21 protein-coding genes are annotated in these 22,865 nt (G+C 67.7%); 7 read left to right on the forward strand and 14 right to left on the reverse strand.

All coding sequences use genetic code 11. The annotated features are described in order from the left end of the window. The first annotated feature begins 21 nt into the window (after positions 1–21). Complete coding sequence (gene hutC / locus U5809_RS15145; RefSeq protein WP_282508238.1) at positions 22–759, forward strand: histidine utilization repressor; 738 nt, start codon at positions 22–24, stop codon at positions 757–759. Positions 760–832: 73 nt separating this feature from the next. Here hutC and U5809_RS15150 read toward each other — a convergent pair whose 3' ends face one another. Both U5809_RS15150 and U5809_RS15155 read right to left on the reverse strand, forming a co-directional pair. Continuing rightward, positions 833–1,681, reverse strand: coding sequence for a phytanoyl-CoA dioxygenase family protein (locus tag U5809_RS15150; RefSeq protein ID WP_322087099.1), 849 nt, complete (start codon positions 1,679–1,681; stop codon positions 833–835). Between the two features lie 31 nt (positions 1,682–1,712). Then, positions 1,713–2,516, reverse strand: coding sequence for an ABC transporter substrate-binding protein (locus U5809_RS15155; RefSeq protein WP_322087100.1), 804 nt, complete (start codon positions 2,514–2,516; stop codon positions 1,713–1,715). Positions 2,517–2,694: 178 nt separating this feature from the next. On the opposite strand from U5809_RS15155, the gene U5809_RS15160 reads away from it, so the two are divergent. Next, entirely contained in the window at positions 2,695–3,162 is a 468-nt protein-coding gene (locus U5809_RS15160) for a helix-turn-helix transcriptional regulator (RefSeq protein WP_322087101.1), read from the forward strand. Between the two features lie 3 nt (positions 3,163–3,165). Here U5809_RS15160 and U5809_RS15165 read toward each other — a convergent pair whose 3' ends face one another. After that, positions 3,166–3,840: an ankyrin repeat domain-containing protein gene (locus U5809_RS15165; RefSeq protein WP_322087102.1), complete on the reverse strand. Its 675-nt coding sequence runs from the start codon at positions 3,838–3,840 to the stop codon at positions 3,166–3,168. Positions 3,841–4,025: 185 nt separating this feature from the next. Here U5809_RS15165 and U5809_RS15170 point away from each other — a divergent pair, with 185 nt between their 5' ends. Continuing rightward, on the forward strand, positions 4,026–4,889 hold the full coding sequence (locus tag U5809_RS15170; protein ID WP_282508232.1) for a LysR family transcriptional regulator: 864 nt from the start codon (positions 4,026–4,028) through the stop codon (positions 4,887–4,889). A 107-nt stretch (positions 4,890–4,996) separates the two neighbouring features. On the opposite strand, the gene U5809_RS15175 is transcribed toward U5809_RS15170, so the two are convergent. From U5809_RS15175 to U5809_RS15185, 3 genes are all read right to left on the reverse strand, one after another. After that, positions 4,997–5,470 carry a nuclear transport factor 2 family protein gene (locus U5809_RS15175; protein WP_322087103.1) on the reverse strand — a complete coding sequence of 158 codons (474 nt, stop codon included), beginning with the start codon at positions 5,468–5,470 and terminating at the stop codon, positions 4,997–4,999. Between the two features lie 56 nt (positions 5,471–5,526). Then, positions 5,527–6,711, reverse strand: a complete 1,185-nt coding sequence (locus U5809_RS15180; protein WP_322087104.1) for an amidohydrolase family protein — start codon at positions 6,709–6,711, stop codon at positions 5,527–5,529. A gap of 66 nt (positions 6,712–6,777) precedes the next feature. Continuing rightward, positions 6,778–7,977: an amidohydrolase family protein gene (locus U5809_RS15185; protein ID WP_322087105.1), complete on the reverse strand. Its 1,200-nt coding sequence runs from the start codon at positions 7,975–7,977 to the stop codon at positions 6,778–6,780. A gap of 464 nt (positions 7,978–8,441) precedes the next feature. Between U5809_RS15185 and U5809_RS15190 the strand changes: the two genes are divergently transcribed. Both U5809_RS15190 and U5809_RS15195 read left to right on the forward strand, forming a co-directional pair. Then, on the forward strand, positions 8,442–9,092 hold the full coding sequence (locus U5809_RS15190; protein WP_059238436.1) for a glycine zipper 2TM domain-containing protein: 651 nt from the start codon (positions 8,442–8,444) through the stop codon (positions 9,090–9,092). 236 nt (positions 9,093–9,328) lie between these two features. After that, on the forward strand, positions 9,329–9,838 hold the full coding sequence (locus U5809_RS15195) for a GNAT family N-acetyltransferase (protein WP_322087106.1): 510 nt from the start codon (positions 9,329–9,331) through the stop codon (positions 9,836–9,838). Positions 9,839–9,942: 104 nt separating this feature from the next. On the opposite strand, the gene U5809_RS15200 is transcribed toward U5809_RS15195, so the two are convergent. After that, positions 9,943–11,940 carry a glycoside hydrolase family 28 protein gene (locus tag U5809_RS15200; RefSeq protein WP_322087107.1) on the reverse strand — a complete coding sequence of 666 codons (1,998 nt, stop codon included), beginning with the start codon at positions 11,938–11,940 and terminating at the stop codon, positions 9,943–9,945. Positions 11,941–12,203: 263 nt separating this feature from the next. Further along, positions 12,204–12,698 (reverse strand): hypothetical protein, encoded by a 495-nt coding sequence (locus tag U5809_RS15205; RefSeq protein WP_322087108.1) that lies wholly within the window; start codon positions 12,696–12,698, stop codon positions 12,204–12,206. 523 nt (positions 12,699–13,221) lie between these two features. On the opposite strand from U5809_RS15205, the gene U5809_RS15210 reads away from it, so the two are divergent. Continuing rightward, positions 13,222–14,580, forward strand: a complete 1,359-nt coding sequence (locus tag U5809_RS15210) for an aspartate aminotransferase family protein (RefSeq protein WP_322087109.1) — start codon at positions 13,222–13,224, stop codon at positions 14,578–14,580. A 137-nt stretch (positions 14,581–14,717) separates the two neighbouring features. Here U5809_RS15210 and U5809_RS15215 read toward each other — a convergent pair whose 3' ends face one another. From U5809_RS15215 to U5809_RS15235, 5 genes are read right to left on the reverse strand one after another with little or no spacing between them, the layout of a single operon-like run. Continuing rightward, positions 14,718–15,998, reverse strand: a complete 1,281-nt coding sequence (locus tag U5809_RS15215; protein WP_322087110.1) for a serine hydrolase — start codon at positions 15,996–15,998, stop codon at positions 14,718–14,720. Positions 15,999–16,012: 14 nt separating this feature from the next. Continuing rightward, entirely contained in the window at positions 16,013–17,209 is a 1,197-nt protein-coding gene (locus tag U5809_RS15220; protein ID WP_322087111.1) for a serine hydrolase, read from the reverse strand. A 49-nt stretch (positions 17,210–17,258) separates the two neighbouring features. Beyond that, the gene (hydA, locus tag U5809_RS15225) at positions 17,259–18,671 is read right to left on the reverse strand and encodes a dihydropyrimidinase (RefSeq protein WP_322087112.1); all 1,413 of its coding nucleotides are present in this window, start codon (positions 18,669–18,671) and stop codon (positions 17,259–17,261) included. Between the two features lie 10 nt (positions 18,672–18,681). Beyond that, on the reverse strand, positions 18,682–19,410 hold the full coding sequence (locus U5809_RS15230) for an aspartate/glutamate racemase family protein (RefSeq protein ID WP_282508220.1): 729 nt from the start codon (positions 19,408–19,410) through the stop codon (positions 18,682–18,684). Positions 19,411–19,461: 51 nt separating this feature from the next. Then, positions 19,462–20,760 (reverse strand): MFS transporter, encoded by a 1,299-nt coding sequence (locus U5809_RS15235; protein WP_176047770.1) that lies wholly within the window; start codon positions 20,758–20,760, stop codon positions 19,462–19,464. A 172-nt stretch (positions 20,761–20,932) separates the two neighbouring features. Between U5809_RS15235 and U5809_RS15240 the strand changes: the two genes are divergently transcribed. Next, positions 20,933–21,646, forward strand: coding sequence for a GntR family transcriptional regulator (locus U5809_RS15240; protein ID WP_322087113.1), 714 nt, complete (start codon positions 20,933–20,935; stop codon positions 21,644–21,646). A 21-nt stretch (positions 21,647–21,667) separates the two neighbouring features. On the opposite strand, the gene U5809_RS15245 is transcribed toward U5809_RS15240, so the two are convergent. Further along, positions 21,668–22,852 (reverse strand): M20 aminoacylase family protein, encoded by a 1,185-nt coding sequence (locus U5809_RS15245; protein ID WP_322087212.1) that lies wholly within the window; start codon positions 22,850–22,852, stop codon positions 21,668–21,670. Positions 22,853–22,865: the final 13 nt, after the last annotated feature.

A 22,865-nucleotide genomic window follows, 5' to 3' on the forward strand; every position in this document is an offset into this window, starting at 1 on the left:
TTCTTCGCGCAAGGACCCCCGATGGTCACCAAGGCCACCGCCCCGTTCCAGCAGATCAAGACGCTCGTTCGCCAGAACGTCGAGTCCGGCGACTGGCGCCCCGGCGACCGCATTCCGTCGGAACTCGATCTCGCCGCGCAGTTCGGCGTCGCGCGCATGACGGTCAACCGCGCGCTGCGCGAGCTGACCGAGGAAGGCGTGCTGAAGCGCATCGCAGGCGTCGGCACCTTCGTCGACGAGGTGAAGCCGCAATCGAACCTCCTGATGATCGCGCATATTCGCGATGAAATCCGCGCGCGCGGGCACGAATATCGCTGCCGCGTGATGAGCCGGTCGAGCGAGCCCGCGTCGTTCGACGTCGCGGCCGCGTTCGGGCTGCCGGTCAATACGCCGGTCTTTCATGTGGTGTGCGTGCACGAGGAAAACGGCCGCCCGATCCAGCTAGAGGACCGCTACGTGAACCCGGCCGCCGCGCCCGGCTTCATCGACCAGGATTTCCAGGCCGAGCCGCCGTCCGAATACCTGTACAACAACGTGTCGCACCACGAACTGGAAATCGAGCACGTGGTCGACGCATCGCTGCCGACCGTCGAGCAGGCGCGGCTGCTCGACATGCGCGCCGACGAGCCGTGCCTCACGCTCACGCGCCGCACCTGGACGGACGGGCTGCCCGTCACGTTCGTGCATTTCCTGCATCCGGGCAACCGCTACCGGCTCGGCTCGCGCTTCAAGCCCGGTGCCGGGCGCCACCCGACCTGACCTTTATCACCCACGAAAAGCACACGGCGGCCGTTTCGCGATGAAACGGCCGCCGTGTTCGTGACTGCACGGCTCAGATCGCGCCAGCCTGCCCCGCGCCACGCGACCACACGACCGGAAACAGCGGGTGGTCGAGCGCCGCGCCATCGGCCAGCTGTTCCGCGAGCCCGGGGAACTCGGGGGACGTCTTCCAGCGGCGCGGCGCGTGACGAATATCGTCGCCGACGAAGCGGATCGAGAACGCGCGCCGGCGGTTCTGCGTGCCGCCTGATGCGTGCAGCGTGAGCATCCGGAAGCACACCATGTCGCCGGGCTCGAGCGCCCAGTGGCGAATCGGGAACGCCGCGCGGTCGGCTTCGATGTCGGGCAGGTCCGCCAGGCTGCCTTCCGGGAACCACTTCGCTTCCTTGTCCATGAACGTGCGCGGCATCAGCCACGGCCCGAGATGCGAGCCCGCCACGAATTCCAGCGTCGATTCGAGCGGCACCGGATCGACCGGAATCCACATGCTGACGTTGTCGTCGCCCTCGATGTTGTAGTACGGCTGGTCCTGGTGCCACGGCGTGCGCTGCCGCGTGCCGGGCTCCTTCACGAGCAGGTGGTCGTGATGCAGCCGCACGTTCTCGGTCCCCATCAGCGCGGCGGCGACCGACGACGCCGGCGAGCGCACGATGAAGTCGCGATACGCGTCGTTGTGCTGCCAGTTGCAGAAATCCTCGAAGAACCAGCCGGGATCGTCGGGCTGGCTCGCCACTTTCGCGCGCTCGCTCGGCTGGGCGAGATTCGCGTCGATGCCGGCGCGCAGCGCGGCCACTTCGTCGGGCGAAAAGATGCCCTTGATGCAGACCGCGCCTTCCTCGCGGAACGCGGCGATCAGTTCGGGCGTCACGGCTTGCGCGACGCGGTCGTGGATAGTCGTCATGGTGTGCCTGTCGATGGAATGAATCACGGAATCACGGTGCCGAAGTCAGCTGCTGCTTCGTGCCGTAGATGTCGAAGTCGAAGTATTTCGCGGCGATCTTCTGGTAGGTGCCGTTCGCGCGGATCGCGACGATCGCGTCGTTCAGCCGCTTCTTCATCGCGTCGTCACCCTTGCGCACGCCCATCGCGACGCCGTAGCCGGTGATGCGCGCGTCAGTCACGTCGGGGCCCGCGAACGCATAGCCCTTGCCGCGCGGCGTCTTCAGAAACGCGTAGCCGGCCTGGGTCTTGTCCTGGAAAGTCGCGTCGAGGCGGCCGTTGACGAGATCCTGGTACACCTGGTCCTGGTTCTGGTACGAGACGATCGTCACGCCCTTGGTCGCCCATTCGGCCTTCGCGTACGTCTCCTGCGTCGTGCCCTGGTCGATCCCGACGCGCTTGCCCGCGAGCGACGCGGCGGTCGGCAAGAGCTTCGAGCCGACCGGCGCGACGAGCGCGCCCGGCGACGCATACAGCTTGTTCGAGAAGTCGATCTGCTTGAGCCGCTCGTCGGTGGCCGTCATTGCGGACATGATCACGTCGAACTTGCGCGCGCGCAGCGCCGGGATCATCCCGTCGAAGCCCTGCTCGACCCACACGCACTTCGCACGCAGCTGCTCGCAGATCGCATTGCGCAGGTCGATGTCGAAGCCGGCGAGCGAGCCGTCGGGCTGCTTCGCCTCGAACGGCGGATACGTGGGGTCGATACCCCAGCGAATCGTCGACGTGTCCTGTGCGAACGACGCGAGCGGCGCGAACGCCAGCGCGGTAACGAGGAACTTTGCAGTGCGGTTCATGGCGTGTCCTTGAAGGTCTCGACGCGGCGGGCGACGCCGGCGTCCGGTGGAGGCGCCGCGCCGGGACGCCGGCACGGTGCGCGAAAGACGGGACTTCGATGAAACTGCGATGCAGTCTAGACCACTCGATTTTCGAGCGCAAGCGAGGGAATGCGGGGAGGTAGCGGATTGAGGGGAGATGGGGGCCGAAAAGGTGGGGAGACGCTTGATTGATGGTCTTTTTGCGGGATTTTCGGGTGTTTACCCTGCGAGATGCAGCGCCGCCACAGATCGCGTTTTTCCGGATGTTCGCGAAAACTGGATGTCTATACAGGTGACCGCGGCAATGCTTTGCCCGATGCTCATTCGACCGGATGGGCAATGCACCCTATACCGCGATGGCATTTTTCAGCGACGACAGTTCGCCTCGAAATGCTTACATCGGGAAGCACTGAATCGTCGTCGGGAGGTCCCCACGCAACTCCATGAAATCGGTCAGGCCGTCGCGAAACGGCGTGCCGAACTCGACCTCACGCAGACACAACTCGCGAAGCTCGCCGGGTTGTCCCGCCTGACCGTCAATCAGCTCGAAGCCGGCAATGGTCGAGGGATCTTCACCTGTATCGTGAAGTATGGGTCTGACCGCGGCGCGGTCCCGCCCGGTTGAAACCTACCGCGCCCCCGCCGCCACCAGCACCCGCTCGATCGCGCCGTACCCGCGCTGCCGCGCATGCTGCAGCGGCGTCACCCCGTTCGAATCGGCCAGATCGACGTTCGCGTGCCCGTCGACGAGCAACTGCACGATCCGCACGTAGCGCTCGCTGCCGTCGCCGAGCATGATCGCCTCCAGCAGCGCGGTCCAGCCGAGCCGGTTCACGTGGTCGACGTTCACGCCCGCGTCGATCAGCGTGCGCACCGTCTCCACATGGCCACGCTCGGCCGCCGGAATCAGCGCGGTGCCGCGATACCGGTTCGTGCTGCGCAGATCGGCGCCGTGCGCAAGCGTCATCCGCAGGATGTCGAGATAGCCGCGCGCGCCGGCATACAGGTACGGGCTGTCCTGGATCGCGTCCTTCGCGTTGACGTCCGCGCCCGCGTCGATCAGCACGCGCGCCGCGTCGACGTGATTGCCGTGCGTCGCGATCAACAACGCGGTACGGCCCTGCCCGTCGCGCGAATCGACCTGCGCGCCGCGCTCCAGCAGCGTACGCACCTCGCCCGCGTCGCCGCGGTCGGCCGCGCTGCGCAGCCGGCCCTCGGGCGCACCGCCGTCGGCGGCAGCCACGGCCGACGTCAGCGTGGTCAACGCAAACGAGCCGATGATCGCGATCCGTTTGAATAACATCCCGTTTCCTCCTTGCGCGCCGCGCACGCCGATGCGCGGCCGATGCAATGCGTCAGGCGCCGGCACGGCGCCACACGACGCCGCGCCGGGTCCGGCGAAACCGCGATTGCCCGCGGCGTCCGGCCATGTTAAAAGTCGTCGCACGCATTTGGAAATGAAATGTTTGAATCCGCAAAAGTGCAGAAATGAATAGACCCCTGTTCGACATCGACCTGTTGCGCGCGCTCGTGATGGTTGCCGACTGCGGCAGCTTCACGACGGCCTCCGCACGCCTGCATTCGACGCAGTCGACGGTCAGCCAGAAGGTGCGCCGGCTCGAGGAAATCGCCGGCCACCGCCTGCTCGACCGAGGCACGCGCGACGTCCGGCCGACCGACGCGGGCGTGACGGTGCTCAGCTATGCGCGGCGCATGCTCGCGCTGAATGACGAAATGCTGGAGGCGCTGTCGGGCGCCACGGTTGCGCTGACGATCCGGCTCGGCGTGCCCGACGATTTCGCGGCGGGCCGCACGACGCATGCGCTCGCCGCGTTCAAGCGCGAGCATCCGCAGGTCAAGCTCGAAGTGATGTGCGGGCTGAGCCGCGACATCAGCGCCGCGTACGACCGCGGCGAACTCGACCTCGTTTTGATCAAGCAGCGGCGCGACAGCCGCGAGGCCGTCGTGCGCTGGCCCGAAAAGCTGCGCTGGATCGACAGCGCGACGCATCCGTCGATCGATCTCGACCCGGTGCCGATCGTCGTGTTTCCGCCGCGCGGGCTTTACCGCGACGACATGATCAAGGCGATCGAGGAGCGCGGCCGCCGCTGGCGGATCAGCTTCACGACGTCGAGCCTGAGCGGCATCCAGGCGGCCGTCGCGGACGGGCTCGGCATCAGCGTGCTGCCCGCGCGCGTGGTGACCGACGAGCACGTCGTGCTGACCGCGACGCAAGGTTTCGCGCCGATCGAGCACATGGACATCGCGATCCTGCACCGGCCGACGGCCGACCCGATGGTCAGCGAACTGACGAAGACGCTCGCGGCGATGCTGGAGCACGAGGAGCAGTAGGAAAGCGAAGACCGAATGCGCCAAGGGAACGGACGGCGCAACGCCTCGGGCACGGCCGATGCGATGCGATCGCGGGGGCATCGGCACGGCCGCGCGCCCGATCCCCGTCAGAACATCGTATTGCCGTTCGCGGCCTGCTCGGGCACCGGCTGGTTGACGTCCCAGTGCTCGACGATCTTGCCGTTCTCGAGCTTGAAGATGTCCATGATCGCGCTGCCGCGCGTACCCGGTTCGCGCACCGCGTGCACGTGCAGGATCACGTAGTCGCCATCGACGAACGAGCGCTTGATCTCGCTTTGCGACTGTGGATATTTGTCGCGCAGAAAGGCGACGAACTTGCGAAAGCCGTCGGGGCCGTCAGCCGCATTCGGGTTGTGCTGCACGTAGCGATCGCCGACATACGCGAGCGCGGCATCGGCGTCCTTTTCGTTCAGGCCTTTCTCGTAGAACGCGAGCACCGTCCGCCGGTTGGCTTCCTGCTGCGCGTCGGTCGGGCCGGCCGCCGCCGCATGCGCGGCCGTCACGGCGAACAGGGCCGCCGCCATCCATCGTGCGGCCCGTGCCGCTGTCGTGCGTCGCATCGTCGTCTCCCCGGAAATCCGGCTGAAAACCGGATCATACCGGGGCGACGCCCCACTCAGACGAGTGCGCCGTTGCGCGCGACGATCTTCCCGGACGACACGACGAGGCGTCGCACCGGCCGCGCGACGACGGCCTCGGCGAACGTCAGCGCATCGACGAGCACGACATCCGCGCGACTGCCGGGCTGCAGCCCGTAATCCGCGAAACCGCAGCCGCGCGCCGCGCTGTGCGTCACGCAGTCGAGCGCGACTTCGAGCGCATCGTCGCGGCGGAAATCGTTGCGCATGCCGATCAGCATCGCGCGTTCGAGCATGTCGGGCGAACCGTACGGCGACCACGTATCGCGCACGCCGTCGTTGCCGCCGATCACCGTCACGCCCGCCGCGCGGCACGCGACCACCGACGGCACCGGCACCGCCGCCGGCGCCGTCGTGACGATGGCCACGCCGAGCTCGGCCATCCGGGCGAGCAGCGCATCGCGCTCGCGCTCGGCGATATCGCCGAGACAGAAGCCGTGGCTGATCGTGACCATCCCCTGCATGCCGTGCGCGGCCGTGCGCTGCAGGATCAGGTCGAGCGAGTACGCACCCATCGACGCGCGCTCGTGCAGGTGGATGTCGAGCCCGCGGCCGTGGCGCTCGGCGATCGCGAACAGCACGTCCACCGCCTCGACCGGATCGCCTTCGATCGCGCACGGGTCGAGCCCGCCGAGCAGGTCGGCGCCGGCGCCGAGCGCGTCGGACAGCAGCGCGTCGGTGCCCGGCCGCTTGAGCACGCCCGATTGCGGAAACGCGACGATCTGGATCTCGACCTGCCCGCGCAGCGTCTCGCGCGTCGCGAGCACGCCGTGCAGATGGCGCAGCCCGGCTTCGGTATCGACGTCGACGTGCGTGCGAATGCGCGTCGTGCCGGCCGCGAGGAATGCGCGTGCCAGCGCGAGCGACGCGGCGCCCGCGTCATGGCCACTCGTCGCGCGGTAGTGGCGTTCGTTCTCGATGCGATCGACGAGGCGCGGCCCGACCTGGTTGCGATACCACGGCATTCCCCAGTGCGTCTTGTCGAGGTGCGTGTGGCCTTCGACGAGGCCAGGCAGCGCGAGCGCGAGCGCGCCGTCCTCGATCGCGCAGCCGGCGGGCGCGTCGAGCGACGGGCCGACGCGCGCGATGCGGTCGCCTTCGATCAGGATGTCGAGCGCGGTGTCGGCGCTCGTGCGGACGTTGCGGATCAGCAGGTTCGTCATGTCGGTTCCGGTGTGGTCGGTCAGTGCGAAGCAGGCACGGCGCATGCCGTGCCGCCGGTCATCAGGTCAGCGCGTGAAGCGCAGCGACGGGGCGAACGGCGCACCCGTATCGCTCTCGCCGCGGCGGAATACCCAGCGCTCGGCCGGGACGCCCGCGACGGCCGCCGCCGCATTCGGCGCGCGCACCGCGACGAAGCTCGCGTCACAGCCGACCGCGATGCCGTAGCGTTCCTTGCCGATCGCGCGTGCGCCGGCATGCGTCGCCATGTCGAGTGCGACGCCGAGCGCTTCGTCGGTGTAGAAACCCGACCGGTAGCCGACCATCATCGCGCGCTGCAGCATGTCGCCGTTGCCGTACGGCCACCACGCGTCGCGGATGTTGTCGTTGCCCGCGAACACGTGCACACCCGCATCGCGCAGCTGCTGCACCGGCGGAAATGCGCAGTCGCCCGGCGCATTCGTCAGGATCGACACGCCTGCTTCGGCCAGTGCCGCCGCGGTGCGCTGCACGTCGTCGTCGCTCACCTGGCCGAGCGCGTACGCATGGCTCACGTTCACGCGCCCGCCGAGCCCGGTCGCGCGCGTGCGCGCCGCGATCCGCAGCAGTTGCGCGATGCCGGTTTCGCCCGGCTCGTGCAGGTGGATGTCGATCTTCGCGCCGCGCTTCTCGGCGATGCCGAACACGATGTCGAGCTGGCCGTCCGCATCGCCGTCGAGCGTCGTCGGGTCGATCCCGCCGACCACGTCCGCGCCTTCGCGCACGGCTGCGTCGAGCACCTCGGCCGTGCCCGGGCACGTCACGACGCCGGCCTGCGGAAACGCGACCAGTTCGATGTCGACGATCCCGCGCCATTGCTCGCGCGCGGCCATCACGGCCTGCAGGTTCGACAGGCCCGTCGTCGCATCGACGTCGACATGGCTGCGCATCGCGATCGTGCCGAATGCGGCGGCCTGCGCGATCAGCGCGTTCGCGCGCTCGACGATCGGCGGTGCAGCAGCGAGCTGGCGCTTCTCGACCGCGAGCCGCTCGCGCAGCGAGCCGACCGGCTCGTGCGGCACCCAGCGATCGCCGACGAAGCTCTTGTCGAGGTGGATGTGGCCGTCGACGAAACCGGGCAGCACGACGCGGCCGTCGAGGTCGATCGTCTCCGCACCGGGCGCGGCTGCGCACTCGGCGCCGATCGCGGCGAAGCGGCCGTCACGGACGACGAGGTTGACGGGCTGGCCGCCGGCATCGACGGCGTTGATGAAGAAGCGTTCGGTCATGGCTTGGAATGTGGGGCGGTCGCGGCGCGCCACCGGCGCGGACAGGGGAAGGAACCGCAGCCGGCGCGGCGCGACCCTTGGCAGGGAATGCGGCCACGATATCGGACGCTGCCGCCCGAGGCCAATTAAATGTCGCGATGCCGCGCATTCGATTTCGCGATGTGCGGCGCGCACGCCCGCCGGGCCTGGCGCGGCGACGGGGTTCGATCGCAGGGGAGGCGACGGAATCGCCGCCTGAAACGCGCGGGCCGCCTCACCGTCGCGCGGCCGGCCGGAAGCCGTCTCGCGCCCTTGTCGGGCATGGCTCGAACACCCCGCCCGGCTGGCGATTTACGCGGCAACAGACTTTACACGTTGTTACCCGGCCGCACCGGACGCGCATCCGGCCATTCCTTATACTCACGCCGAGTTCGCCACCCATCCGGGAATCAGTCGGCGGACACGTTGCCGATGCAGGAAACATCATGATGCGCATGCCTTCCACGAAGACCGTTCTGTTCGCCTCGCTCGTCGCCGTGGCGGCGCTCCCGCTGACCGCCTGTGTCGCGCCCGGCTACTACGGCGCGCAACCGGGCTATCCACAGCAGCAGCAATACGCGACGCCCGGCTACGCGCAGCCCGCGTACTCGCAACCGGGCTACGTGCAGCAGCAACCGGCGTATCCGAACCAGGCGCCGCAGCCGTATGATCAGTATGGCAACCAGTCGCAGTACGGGACGCAGCCGTATGACCAGTATGGCAATCAGCAACAGCAATACGCGAACCCGTACGGCGCGCAATACGGCACCGTCGCGAACATTCAGCCGGTCAACGGCTCGGTCGGCCCGTCGGGCGTGGCCGGCACCGTCGTCGGCGCACTCATCGGCGGCGTGCTCGGCAACCAGGTCGGCCGCGGCCATGGCCGCGATGCCGCGACCGTGATCGGCGCGCTCGGCGGTGCGGTGGCCGGCAACCAGATCGGTCAGCAGATGGGCGCCGCGCAGGGCCCGAGCAGCTACCGGATCGACGTGCAGGTCAGCGACGGCTCGATGCGCTCGTTCGACGTGCAGTCGCCGGGCAACCTGCGTCCGGGCGACCGCGTGCAGATCAACGGCAATCAGCTGTCGCGTTATTGATGCCGGTTGCGTGCGCGCGACCTGATCGCGCGCACGTCTCACGTCCCCCCTTTCGTCACGCCAGCATGGCTGCGTGACCGTCATGCGCACGGGCACACCGTTCCGGCGCCGCCGGCATGCGCAATGCGCCGAACAGCGCCACGCGACATCCGGATTCCCATTAGGATGAGGACGATGCATCCCGCGGCGACAGCAGCGCGCGCCGGCATGCACGACCCTCAACCGGAATTCACCCGATGACGATCACGACCCGCCTGCTCGATGCGGCCGACGCCGCCCGCTTCCAGACCGTTCGCCTGCGTGCGGTCGACACCGCGCCCACGTCCTTCCTGCCGACGCTCGACGAGGAATCGCAGGTGCCGGTCGACGAATTCGCGACGCGCATCACGCCGACCCACGAACGTGCCGTGTTCGGTGCGTTCGACGGCGATACGCTCGTCGGCATCACCGGCGTGCGCCGCGATGCGCGCACGAAGATCGCGCACAAGGCGACGATCTGGGGCGTGTTCGTCGATCCCGCGTATCGCGGGCAGGGCATCGCGCAGACGCTGCTCGAAAGTGCGACCGGGCATGCCGCGCAGGCGTGGCAGTGCAAGCAGCTGATGCTGTGCGTAAACGAGGTCAACGGCACCGCGGAGCGGCTGTATGCGTCGCAAGGGTTCGTGCGGTTCGGCACGGAACCGCGCTCGCTGTACGTCGATGGCAAGTTCTACGACGAGCACTACATGGTCAAGACGCTCGCGTAACGCGTTCACGTTCGCTCGCACTCGCTTTTGCCGTTGACGTTGCGTTCGCATGCATCGACCGACCACCCCGCACGCGAACGCCCTTGCGCGCTCACCTCATTGCATCACCGCTTGTCGGTGATCGTCGTGTTGACGGCCTGCCCGGCGATCGTCACGTTCGTCAGCGTCATCGCGTTCACGTTGAACGCATAGATCGGCCCCGGCGACGTGACCGTCGGCGTGCCCGACGCGACCGGCGTGCCGAAGTCGCAATTGCTGATCGTCACGCCGGAGATCGGCTGCACCGCAGGCGTGGGCGGCGTGCCGTTGTAGTCGAACGCGACGGGCCCCTGCGCGACGATCGCCTGGAAGCACGACGCGGTCACGCCGTTCAGCGTCACGTTGCTCGCCTTCACGTCCGAGATCGTCACGTTCTGCACGACCGGCGGACGCGTGCGCACGGCATCGTTCGCCGGCTGGTAGTCGCAGTCGAACGTGACGATGCCGCCCTGCGCCGCGGACGGATTCCCGGCCGACGGCGTCACGACGCCGAGCGGCACGCTCGCGTTGACCGGGCTGCCCGCGAGCAGCGCGCTCCCGTAGCCGCCGCCCTTCAGCGTCACGCCGTTCGGCAGCGTGACGCCCTTCACGTGGAAGTCCTTCACGTAGCCGCCGCGGTTCATGTTGGTCTTCACGCGAATCGCGATGTTCAGCGGGTTGGTCTGCCAGTTCGCGTTCAGCATCGACAGGTTCGTCGCGTAGATCTGCTCGACGCCGCCGCCCATCTCGCTGCCGAGCGTGATGCCGCCGTGCCCGCTGTTCATCGTGCAGTTGCGGATCAGGTGCCGCTTTGCCGGACCGTATTCGGTGTCGCGGTCCTTGCCCGACTTGATCGCGATGCAGTCGTCGCCGGTGTTGAACGTGCAGTCCTCGCACAGCACGTCGGTGCACGCGTCCGGATCGAAGCCGTCGTTGTTCGGGCCGATGCTGTTGGTCGTCACGCCACGGATCACGACGTTGCGGCTCGCGGTCGGATGGTGCTGCCAGAACGGCGTGTTCTGCGTCTGGTAGTTCGCCATCAGCACGTTCGTGCAGCCGATGAATTCGACCATGCACGGGCGCAGGTAGTGACCGAGGCCGAAGATGCGTTTCTCGACCGGCACGCCGGCCTCGGACAGCGCGGGCAGGTAATTCTGGTCCTGCTGCCACGGCGTGACCGGCGACGTCAGCAGCGAATAGAGCGCGTCGGGAATCGCGGGCGCGACGATCCGCAGATCGACGTTGTTCGGATTCAGGTACGCCTGGCTCGGTACCGACGCACCCGCGCCGTACGCGCCCGACGAGCCCTTGTAGGTCCACCAGCAGACGCTGTTCGCGCCGCTGCCGGAGAACGGCGTCATCGCCTGCCCGTTGAGCACCGAGGTCGGGCCTTCGCCCGTCAGCGCGATGTTCGTCGCGTTGCGCGCGTAGACGGGCGCGCCGTAGTTCAGGCAATCGTTCGCCTGCCAGCGGCTGTAGTACAGGCGGCCGTTCGCGCCGCAATCGACCGGGCCGTCCTTCGCGTAGTCGGCCGGGTTCGGGCTGAAATAGATCGTGCAGTTCGCGCTCAGGTGGAACGTGACGTCGCTCTGCAACACGATCGGCCCCGCGCAGTACCAGGTGCCGGACGGCACGACGACCCGGCCGCCGCCTTCGCGCCGGCACGCGTCGATCGCCGCGAGGAACGCCGGGCGCGAATCGAACGCGCCGGGCGCGGTCGTCAGTTCGGAACCGGGGCTGACGGGCGATTTCGCCACCGGGTACAGCGACGTCTGCGCGACCATCGTGCAGGGGCGCGCACCGTAGTGCGTCACGTCGAAATCGCGCCCGCGCCGGGCGAGCCGCGACACGTGCGCGAGCGACGCGGCGATGCGCGCCGCCGCGCCATGCTCGCCCCACACGAGATCGACCGCCGACGTATTGGACATGGGGCCTCCGGCCAGCGCCCGGGTCGCCGCGGACGGTCCACCGAGCATGGCGCCGCCGGCGAGTGCGCCGGTCCAGCCGATGAAGGCGCGGCGCGACACCCGCTTCGACGAGGGCGACAGGGTGGACGAAGACGAACGGCGGCGGTGGGCGGCCATGGGCGCTCCTTCAGTGTAGGGGGTATCGATGCGCCGGGCGGCGGATCACTATTCATACGTCGTCGTACTACATCGCGCAGTCTAGTCGCGACCTGCACGGAACACGTATTTGTCGTTTACCCTGTTTTCACTGATTTCATGCCATGGATGTGTGCGCACACTCACATTTGGAAATATCGCTTCAGAGATATGTTGTCGTATGTTTATGCGCAAAAAGTTTGACTGAAAATCCCCGGTGGGCGATGTCCACCGGGGTGATTTCCCTATTCGCCTGCCGCCGCGGCGGCCCCCGCCGCCGGCTCGCGTCCGGCTGAAGCCGCCGGCTCGAACACCAGCACGAGGTCACCGCGATAACGCCCGCTGGGTGACGCCGCGTCACCGGCGATCGGCGCTTGTGCGCTGATCTTCACGTTGCGGGTTTCGTCGTAGCCGTCGAATCCGTCGTGTCCGCGGCTCACCAGCGTGATCGGACGAGCGGCGCCCGGCGTGATGTCCGCCTTGCCTGCGCCACCCGTCATCAGCACGACCTTTGCGTTAGCCATGTCTTCGTGGCCGTTCGACAGCCGCAGCGGCTGCAGCAACATGACGTTGAAGTCCGGATACGTCGTGCGCACGCGGATCGGCAGCGTCGCCGTGAACGTCTGTTGCGTGCCGTCCGCCGCGGTCAGCTCGACCACGTCGTACGCGGTGTTGTCCGGCTTCGACGCGAACAGGCTGTCGCCGATATGCGCGGTCAGCGTGATTTTCTTGACGATCATTTGTGGCGACGTCGGGCCTGCGTGTGCGATGCCGGTCAAGGCGCTGCAGGCGACGAATGCGGCGAGATGGGTTCGGATTTTCATTGTGTTGCCCCGCATGCTGGAAAGTTGGAATCGGGCGCCCGAACCCGTCCCATCACCGGCCAATCCGGGATCCAACTATCCCGAAATTAGCCGGCAATATCCCCGTCGAATTCGCTGTGCCCAGCCGGGTACGCGCGCGATCGAGTCGGCCGGAGTCGATCGCATCCACCTGCCGGGTTCGCGCGCCGGCCAATACCGGCCTGCTCGTGTGAACCCGTCGCGCCACGGCATGCAACAACGATAGGCCGCGAAAGACCCGTTAAACATTCATGGAAACCTTCACGTCCCGGTGCGTCTTTCATTCACCTGTGCCATCTTGAAATCAAACTGGACGCACCGGCGAATCCCCGCCACCCACCCGCCTCGGTAGTTCCGCGTCTGTTCAGCCCCCTGCCGCCCGCGCTATCGTTTCCCCTTCTTCACAGCCCAGGAGCTGCCTTTGCCTTCCCGCCACGGAGTCGACCTCATCCGCGCCCGCGCATTGTTCGATCGCGAGCGCCAAGCGTTCACCGAAGCCATGCCGGTCTCCCGCGCCCTGTCCGCGGAAGCATCCGAGCACTTGCTGTTCGGCGTGCCGCTGCACTGGATGCAGGACTGGTCGACACCGTTCTCGCTGTATGTGAAGGAGGCGCGCGGCGCAACGTTCACCGACGTCGACGGCCATCGCTACGTCGATTTCTGCCTCGGCGATACGGGCGCGATGTTCGGCCACGCGCCCGAACCGGTCGCCCGCGCGCTCGTCGAACAGGCCACGCGCGGCTACACGACGATGCTGCCGAGCGAAGACGCCGCATGGGTATCGCGCGAACTCGCACGCCGCTTCAGGCTGCCGGTCTGGCAATTCGCATTGAGCGCCAGCGACGCGAACCGCTTCGTGCTGCGCTGGGCGCGTGCGGCCACCGGCCGCAACACGATCGTCGTGTTCAACGGCTGTTATCACGGCACGGTCGACGACGTGTTCGTCGATCTCGTCGACGGCCGCCCGGTGCAGCGCGACAGCCTGCTCGGGCAGTCCTACGATCTGCTCGCCAACACGCGCGTCGTCGAATTCAACGACCTGGCCGCGCTTGAAGCCGCACTGAAGGACGGCGACGTCGCGTGCGTGCTCGCCGAGCCCGCGATGACGAACATCGGGATGGTGCTGCCCGACGCGGGCTTCTGGGACGCCGCGCGTGAACTGACGCGCCGCTACGGCACGCTGCTGCTGATCGACGAGACGCACACGATCAGCAGCGGCCCCGGCGGCTACGCGGTCGCGCACGATCTCGAACCGGACATGCTGGTGGTCGGCAAGCCGATCGCCGGCGGCGTGCCGTGCGCGGTGTACGGTTTCAGCGCCGAATTCGCGGAACGCGCGAAGCAGGCCAAGCTGAACGCGCCGCCCGGCCATTCGGGCATCGGCACGACGCTCACCGCGAACATGCTCGCGATGCATGCGATGCGCGCGACGCTGGCCGAAGTCGCGACCGACGCCGCGTATGCGCACATGTTCGAACTCGCCGCGCGACTGGCGACGGGCCTCGAGCAGGCGATCGCGAAACACGGGCTGCCGTGGTGCGTGACGCGCATCGGCGCGCGCACCGAATTCCAGTTCGCGCCCGTGCCGCCGCGCAACGGCACGCTGGCCGGCGCGCAGCTCGACAGCGAACTCGAACACATCGTGCACCTGTACCTGCTGAATCGCGGCGTGCTGATCACGCCGTTCCACAACATGATGCTCGCGTGCCCGCAGACGACGGCCGACGATGTCGACCGGCTCGTCGCGCAGTTCGACGCGTGCCTGGGCGAACTGGTGTGACGTGATGTGATGCACTGCGCGTCCGGTTCGCCCGCGGCGGCGCTGCCGGACGCACGCCCGGCGCTGCTTCCGCAGATCAGTCGGAGCGCGCACTCACTTCCAGCGCCACGCGCAGCGTCTCACGCGTATCGCCACGGCTACTTCGGCAGATCCGTGGCATCGACCTGCGTGCCGGGCACGCCTGCGGAGCGCGCACTCACTTCAAGCTCGTCGCGCAGCGCCACACGCGTGTCGACGCCGCCCGAGACCGGCCCCGACGCCCGCCCGCCATCGAGCGCCGGCAGGATGTAGCCGTTCACCATCCGCCGGAACAGCTTCACGTTCTCCGCATCGCGCAGGCCACCGTCAATCGGCAGCACGCCCGTCATCACGATCACCGTGTTGCGCTTCGGCAGCACCGTGATGAATTGCCCCTTGAAGCCCATCGCGTCGAATTCGGGCTCGCTCTCGACGATGTTGTTGATCCACCAGTAGTAGCCGAAATGCGGCGACACACGCGGCGCCGTCATCTGCGCAATCCATGCCTGCGGCACCACCTGCCGCCCCTGCCAGCGCCCACCGTCGAGCACGAGCATGCCGATCTTCGCCATGTCGACCGCGCGCAGCCGCAAACCCCAGCCGGCCGACACGAGCCCCGTGCGATCCGCGCGCTCCCATGTCGCGCGCTTCATGTCGAGCGGGGCGAACAGATGCGCCTGCGCATAACGCTCGACGGGTTCGCCGGCCGCCGCGCTCAACATCGCGGACGCGAGGATCGGGTTCACGTCGGTGTATTCGAACGCGGTGCCGGGCGCGACCTTCGGCGCGGCCGAAGCAGCAAGCTTCAGCCGGTCGGGCGCGGTGTAGTAGATCGGATCGTCCTTCGGGCTGAAGTCGTAATGCAGGCCGCTCGACATCGACAGCACGTGCTTCAGCTCGATGCCTCGCTTGTCCGCGAGCGCGCCGCCGAGGTCGGGACGCCACGCGGCGAGCCGCGCGGCCACCGGCTCGTCGAGATGCACGGCGCCCTGATCGACCAGGATGCCCGCGACGAGCGACGTCACGGCCTTCGTCACGGAATACAGCTCGTAGGTCGAATCGCGCGACGCCTTCGCGCCGTAGCGCTCGAAGATCAGCTTGCCGTCCTTCACGACGAGCAGGCTGTACACATCGAGCTTCTGCTCGCGGATCCAGCGCGACAGCTCGACGAGCTTGTGCGAATCGGCGCCGACGTCCTCCGGCGCAGCGGCTTCGATGCCCGTTTCATGCAGCGGCGGCCGTGCATCGGCCGCGTGCGCCGCCGACATCGTCGGCACCGGCGCGAGCGCACCGCTGCCGATCAGCAGCGTTGCAAGCCGCGCGAGCAGCCGGCGCATGAAAGGCACGGCGCGCGATGCGGGCCGTCGCGAACCGGGCCATGCATCCGGATTGGCGATCATGTTCGTTATCCTCATCAAATCTCCGGCGCATCGTTGAAGGCGGCGGCCGTGCCGGGCACGCCCTTCGTCTCGCGGCTGCGCGCCAGCTCGTCGCGCAGCGCCTGCGTCGTTTCCGCGCGCTCGACCGGCGGCTGCGCCGGCGTGAGCGCGGGCAGGATGTAGTCGCTCACCATCCGGCGATACAGGTTCAGGTAGGTCGCATCGCGCAGCCCACCGTCGGTCGGCAGCAGGCTCGTCATCACGACGACCGCGCGCTGCGCGGGCAGCACCGTGATGAACTGCCCCTTGAAACCCATCGCGCCGAATTCCGGCGTGCCGTGTTCGACGACGTGGCTGATCCAGCAGTAGTAGCCGTAATCGGCCGCGGCCGGCGACGGTGTCGTCATCTGCCGCACCCAGCCGGCCGGTACGACCTGCTTGCCGTTCCACTGACCGTGGTCGAGCAGCAGCATGCCGATCTTCGCCATGTCGACCGCGCGCAGCCGCAGCCCCCAGCCGCCGGCCACGGCGCCGGTGCCGTCGGCGCCGCTCCAGCGGTAGTGCGCGAAGCCGAGCGGCTCGAACAGCCGCTTGCGCGCGAACTCGTCCTCGCGCTCGTGCGCGGCGATCGACACGGCCGTGCCGACCAGCACCGGGTTCACGTCGATATAGTCGAACTGCGTGCCGGGCGGCTGCGCCGCACGGCTCGTCACGGCAACTTTCAGCCGGTCGGGCGCTTCGTAGTACAGCGGATCGGTGCCTTCGCGCGTCGTATAGTGCAATCCGCTCGACATCGACATCAGGTGCCGCAGCTCGATGTCCTGCTTGTCCGCGAGTTCACTCGCGAGATCGGGCCGCGCGGCCGCGATCAGCGGCGCGACCTTCGTCGACGGGCCGAGCTTGCCCTCGCCGTCGAGCACACCGGCGAGCAACGCGGTGATCGTCTTCGTCACCGAATACAGCTCGTAGTTGTGGTCGCGCGTGAGGCCGTCGCCGTAGCGTTCGAACACGATCTTGCCGTCCTTCACGACGACGAGGCTGCGCACGTCCATCCGGTCGTGGCGCAGCCATGCCGACAGCCGCACGAGCGGCGCCGAATCGACGCCGACCGATTCGGGCACGACGCTCGGCATGTCTTGCGGCGCACCGCCTGCGGCCAGCGCCGGGCCGCCGCACGAACCGGCGACGATCGCTGCGGCCGCGATACCGCGCATTGCGTGGGAAACGCTCATTCTTGCTCCTGTTGAAACCTGCGCCCGCGGCAGCGCGCGGGCCTTCACCTCAATCGAGACACGGCTTGCCGGCCGGCACGAACTGCCCGCGCCCCGGTTCGGCCGCGAGCAGCCGGCCGTCCTCGACGAGCAGCTCGCCGCGCGAGAAGCAATGACGCGGCCAGCCCGTCACCTCGATCCCTTCGTACGGCGTGTAGTCGACCGCATGATGCAGCGACGCATTCGCGATCCGCACGCGCTTGTCCGGATCCCACACGACGATGTCCGCGTCGGCGCCGACCGCGATCGTCCCCTTGCGCGGATACAGCCCGTACAGCTTCGCGGGGCGCAGCGACGTGAGCTCGACGAACTGGTGCAGCGACAGCCGCCCGTGACGCACGCCGTCGAACAGCAGCGGCAGCCGCGTCTCGAGCCCCGGAATCCCGTTCGGGATATGGTCGAACGAAACGGCCTGCCCGCCCGGATGCTTGCCGCACGGATCGTCGTAGTTGAACGGCGCATGGTCGGACGAGAACACCGAGAATACGCCCTGCTTCAGCGCCTTCCACACGGCCTGCTGGTTCGCCGGATCGCGCGGCGGCGGGCTGCATACGCACTTTGCGCCTTCATAGCCGTGATCGTCATGGCCAAGATCGGCGGCCGTCAGATACAGGTATTGCGGGCAGGTCTCGGCGAGGATCGGCAGCCCGCGCGACTGCCCCCAGCGGATCTGCTCGATCGCCTCCGCTCCCGACACGTGCACGATCAGGATCGGCACGTCGACGAGTTCCGCGAACGCGATCGCACGATGCGTCGCTTCGCGTTCGACCACGGCCGGCCGCGCATGCGCATGGAAACGCGGCGCGACGTGGCCGTCGCCGAGCAGCCGTTCGGTGAGCCAGCCGATGCAGTCCGAATTCTCCGCATGCACCATCACGAGCGCGCCGTGCTCGCGCGCGACCGACAGCACGTCGAGCATCTGGCGGTCGTTCAGCTTCAGGTCGTCGTAGGTCATGTACACCTTGAACGACGTGTAGCCGTTCGCGATCAGCCGCGGCAGTTCCTCGGCCAGCACGTGCGGCGTCGGATCGGCGACGATCAGGTGAAAGCCGTAGTCGACCAGCGCGCGCCCTTCGGCGCGCCGGTGATAGTCGTCGACGGCCGCCTGCAGCGACTGCCCCTTCGCCTGCGCGGCGAACGGGATCACGGTCGTCGTGCCGCCGCACAGCGCCGAGCGCGTGCCGGACAGGAAATCGTCGGCCATCCGCAGCCCGTCGGGCATCGGCTGGTCGAGGTGGCAGTGCGCATCGACGCCGCCCGGCATCACGAGCATTCCGCTCGCATCGAGCTCGCGCGGCGCGCGCGGCAGCCCGTGGCCGAGCATGGCCACGCGCCCCGCGCGAATGCCGATGTCGCACGAGAACCGGTCCGCCGCCGTGACGACGTCGGCGTGACGGATCACGAAATCGAGATCGTTCGACATGGCGCCCGCCTCAGATCACTTCGCCGAAGAGACGGCCCCAGCCCTTCACCTGCCGTGTGTCGTAGTCGGCAAGCTGCAGCGACTTCCACACGACGGTCGAGATCGTGTCGTAGATCGGGATGCCCGTTTCCTCCTCGAGCGCCGGCACCAGGTGCGCGGCATTCAGGTTCGTGCAGAAGATCGAGATCGCGCGCGGGCCGGCCGCCGCGACTTCGCGCACCATGTTGCCGATCTCGTCGCCCGTCACTTCGGAGAACGAGAAATTGACCTTCAGGTTCAGGTGGCGCTCGGCGATGCAGTTCAGCCCCGAACGGCGATAGTTGTCGACGATCTTCGTCTGCACGTCGTCGAGATACGGCGTGACGAGGCCGAATTCGTGCGCGTTCGTCTTCTTCAGGATCTCGTTGAGCGCGAGCACCGACGTGGTGGCCGGAATGCCGGTCGCCGCGGTGATGCGCTCGCACAGCCGCTCGTCGGCCTCGAAGCCGAGCCAGCCCGACGACGTGCCGTTCCACGCGATCACGTCGACCTTCGCGTCGGCGAGCAGCATCGCGGCCTGGATGATCTTGTCGTCGTCGAACTGGCCGAGCGCCTGGCCCGTCAGCGAGATCTCGGTGACCGGAAAGCGCGCGAAGTGCGCTGACACGCCCGGCAGGCCGGCGACCATCGCGCTCGTCAGCGGTTCGAGCGACGTGTTGGAGGACGGGGTGAGCATGCCGAGCAGGGTACGTTTCTTCATGATGGGTTTCTCTTTACCAGTGAATGCAGTCGATGCAAGGAAAGGGGCCGGTCAGACGGGGAGCTTGTTTTCGTAGTCGATCGCGCTGGAGCACACGAGCAGGCCGACGCCGGCCGCCGCGAACACCATCAGCGCAAGGAAGTAGGAACCGGTGAACTGCACGATCGCGCCGACGACGATCGGCACGGTGACGCCGCCGATGTTGCCGCCGAGGTTCATCAGGCCGCCGAGGAAGCCGATCTTGTTGCGCGTGCCGAGCGACGACGGGATGCACCAGTACAGCCCGCACCAGCGCAGGAAGAACAGTGTCGACGACAGCAGTGCGACGCACACGACGGGGTCCTTCACATACGCGACCGAGAAGATCGACACCGTGGCGATCACCGCGGCGATGCCGAACAGCGTGCGCATCACGACGTTCGGGCGGCCGCCCGCGGCCTTCCACTTGTCGGCGATCCAGCCGCCGAGCAGTTCGCCGACGAAGCCGCTGAAAAAGATGATGAAAGTCGAGCCGCCCATCTGCTTGATGTCGAAGCCGTGCACCTTGTGCAGATAGTTCGGCATCCACGTGAGCAGCCCGTAGAACACGCTGTTGAAGCACATCCAGCCGAAGAACATGCACCACACCGAGCGGTACTTGAAGAAGTCGCGCGAACGGCCCGACGCGCCGGCCGGCTCGGCCGCGAGATCGCTCGCATGCGACGCCTCGATGTATTCGGCTTCGAGGTCGTTGACGCCCGCATGCTCGCGCGGCGAGTTGCGGATGTAGTGCCACGCGAGCAGCCCGGCCAGCACGGTGCCGACGCCGGCCACCGCGAACGCGAGCCGCCACGAGCCGAGCACCGCGATCAGCCCGGCGATCAGCACCGCGCCCAGGGCCGCACCGAGCGGCGCGCCGCCGTCGAGCAGCGTGGCGCCGCGGCCGCGCTCGGTCTGCGTCATCCAGATCGCGTTGAGCTTGCCGCCGGCCGGGTAGATCGGCGCTTCGGCCGCGCCGAGGCCGAGGCGCGTGAGCAGCAGCGACGGTGCGTTCGTGCACAGCGCGGCGATCGCCTGGAAGAAGCCCCAGAACACGGTCGCCGTCGCGATCACGATGCGCGGCTTGAACCGGTCGGCCAGCATCCCGCCCGGGATCTGCATCACGGCATAGGTCCAGAAAAACGAACTGAGGATCAGACCCTCCATCGCGGGCCCGATATTGAACTCCTGCGAGATGTAAGGCATGGCGACGGACAGCGACGCGCGATCGACGTAGTTGATCGCGATGAGGCTCAGCATGACGACGAATATCTTCCAGCGAACAGCGGATTTGCCGACCGTCAGGGCGGCGACACCGGAGGTTGAAGACATGGACGGACTCCAGGAGTGAACGAGGATGGTCGGGACGTCGCGCAACGTGGAGCCGAGTATAGGATTAGAAATTTATAATTACCGTTATCGTAAACGCTTGGTTTGATTGATATTCTTATATCACAATGTTGGTGCAGGGTAAGCCCCGATATCGTGATAAGCTCGCACCATCATGAGCCAGACACCCCGCAATCCCCTGCTTCTGCGCACGCGCGGCATGGCCGCCGAGATCGCCGCGCGCCTGCGCGTGATGATCGACGAGGGCGAATTGCCGCCCGGCGCGCGGATCGACGAAAAGGAACTCAGCCTCGCGTTCGACGTGTCGAAAACGCCGCTGCGCGAAGCGCTGAAGGTGCTCGTCGCGGAAGGCGCCGTCACGCATCGCCAGTACATCGGCTATCGCGTCGCGTCGATCGACCTCGACGACCTGGTCTCGACGTTCGAGCTGCTGCACGGGCTCGAGGCGATGGCGGGCGAGTTGCTGCGCCAGCGGATCGGCACGGCGACGCTCGCCGCGCTGCAGGCGAAACACCGGAAGATGGTCGAGTGTCATGAAGCCGGCAAGCGCGTCGAGTACTTCCGGCTGAACCAGCAGATTCATCAGATGATCGTCGACGCAGCCGGCAACCCCGTGCTGTCGGGCATCTATGCGTCGCTGATGTCGAAGGTGCACCGCGCGCGCGGCGCCGCGAACACGGACACGCTGCGCTGGGCCGAGTCGCTGCACGAGCACGAGGACATCATGGCCGCGCTCGCCGACCCCGACCATGCGGTGCTGCCGCAGGTATTGCGCAGCCATTCGGAAAACACCGCGCGCGAGGTGCTCGCGATCCTCGATCGCACGCGCGCGGCCGACGCGCCGGAGCAGCGCTCGGCCGGCGCGTGAAGGCTGCCGACTGACGCTCCGCTAGGCCGCCCGCAACGCGCGCCGCGCCACTTCCGCGAAATACCGCGCGCCGACCGGCAGGATCGCGTCGTTGAAATCGTACGTCGCGTTGTGCAGCGGCACGCCGCCGTGGCCCGCAGCCTCGCCGTTGCCGATGAACACGAAGTTGCCGGGCACCGCCTGCAGGAACGCGCCGAAATCCTCCGAGATCATCATCGGCTGCACGTCGGCATTCACCGCGTCGGCGCCGGCAATCTGCGCGGCGGCCTGCACGGCCGTGCCGACCCATTCCGCGGAATTCACCGTCGGCGCGAACTCGTGCGTGTACTCGAACGTGCACGCCGCGCCGTGCGTGCGGCAGATCCCTTCGCTGATCTCGCGCATCCGCGTTTCCAGCAGCGCCTGCACGTCGCGCGAATAGCTGCGCGTGTCGCCCTTGATCGTCACCGTCGACGGCAGCACGTTGCGCAGCCCGTCGGTCAGGAACTCCGTGCACGAGATCACCGCCTGCTGGCCCGGGTCGAGATTGCGCGACACGATCGTCTGCAGCGCGAGCACGATCTGCGAGCCGATCACGATCGGATCGATGCCCATGTGCGGCCGCGCCGCATGCGTGCCGCGCCCGTCGATCCGGATCACGAAATTGTCTTCGCTCGCCATGATGCCGCCCGCGCGCGTCGCGAACGTGCCGGCGCGCATGCCCGGCATGTTGTGCGCGCCGAAGATCGCGTCGACCGGAAAGCGCTCGAACAAGCCGTCGGCCATCATCGCCTTCGCGCCGCGGCCATGCTCTTCGGCCGGCTGGAAAATGAAGCGCACCGTGCCGTCGAAATCCTTGCGCTCGGCCAGCAGTTGCGCGGCGCCGAGCACCATCGACATGTGGCCGTCGTGTCCGCACGCATGCATCTTGCCGGGCGTGCGCGACGCATGCTCACGGCCCGGCGCGTGCTCGGCGATGTTCAGTGCGTCCATGTCCGCGCGGATGCCGATCGCGCGCTTGGCCGTGCCGGCCGTCAGGTTCGCGACGAGCCCCGTGCCGCCGATCCCGCGATGCACGTCGAGCCCGAGCGTCGTCAGGATGCGCGCGACGTAGTCCGACGTGTTCACTTCTTCGAAACCCGTTTCCGGATACTGGTGCAGATGGCGGCGCCAGGTCTTCAGTTGGCCCTGCAGCATGCTTTCTTCGATTGCATCGATTGCGTCCATTGCGTTCGCCTCG

This window comes from Burkholderia sp. BCC1999 (assembly GCF_905339975.1).
Classification (GTDB): Bacteria; Pseudomonadota; Gammaproteobacteria; order Burkholderiales; family Burkholderiaceae; genus Burkholderia.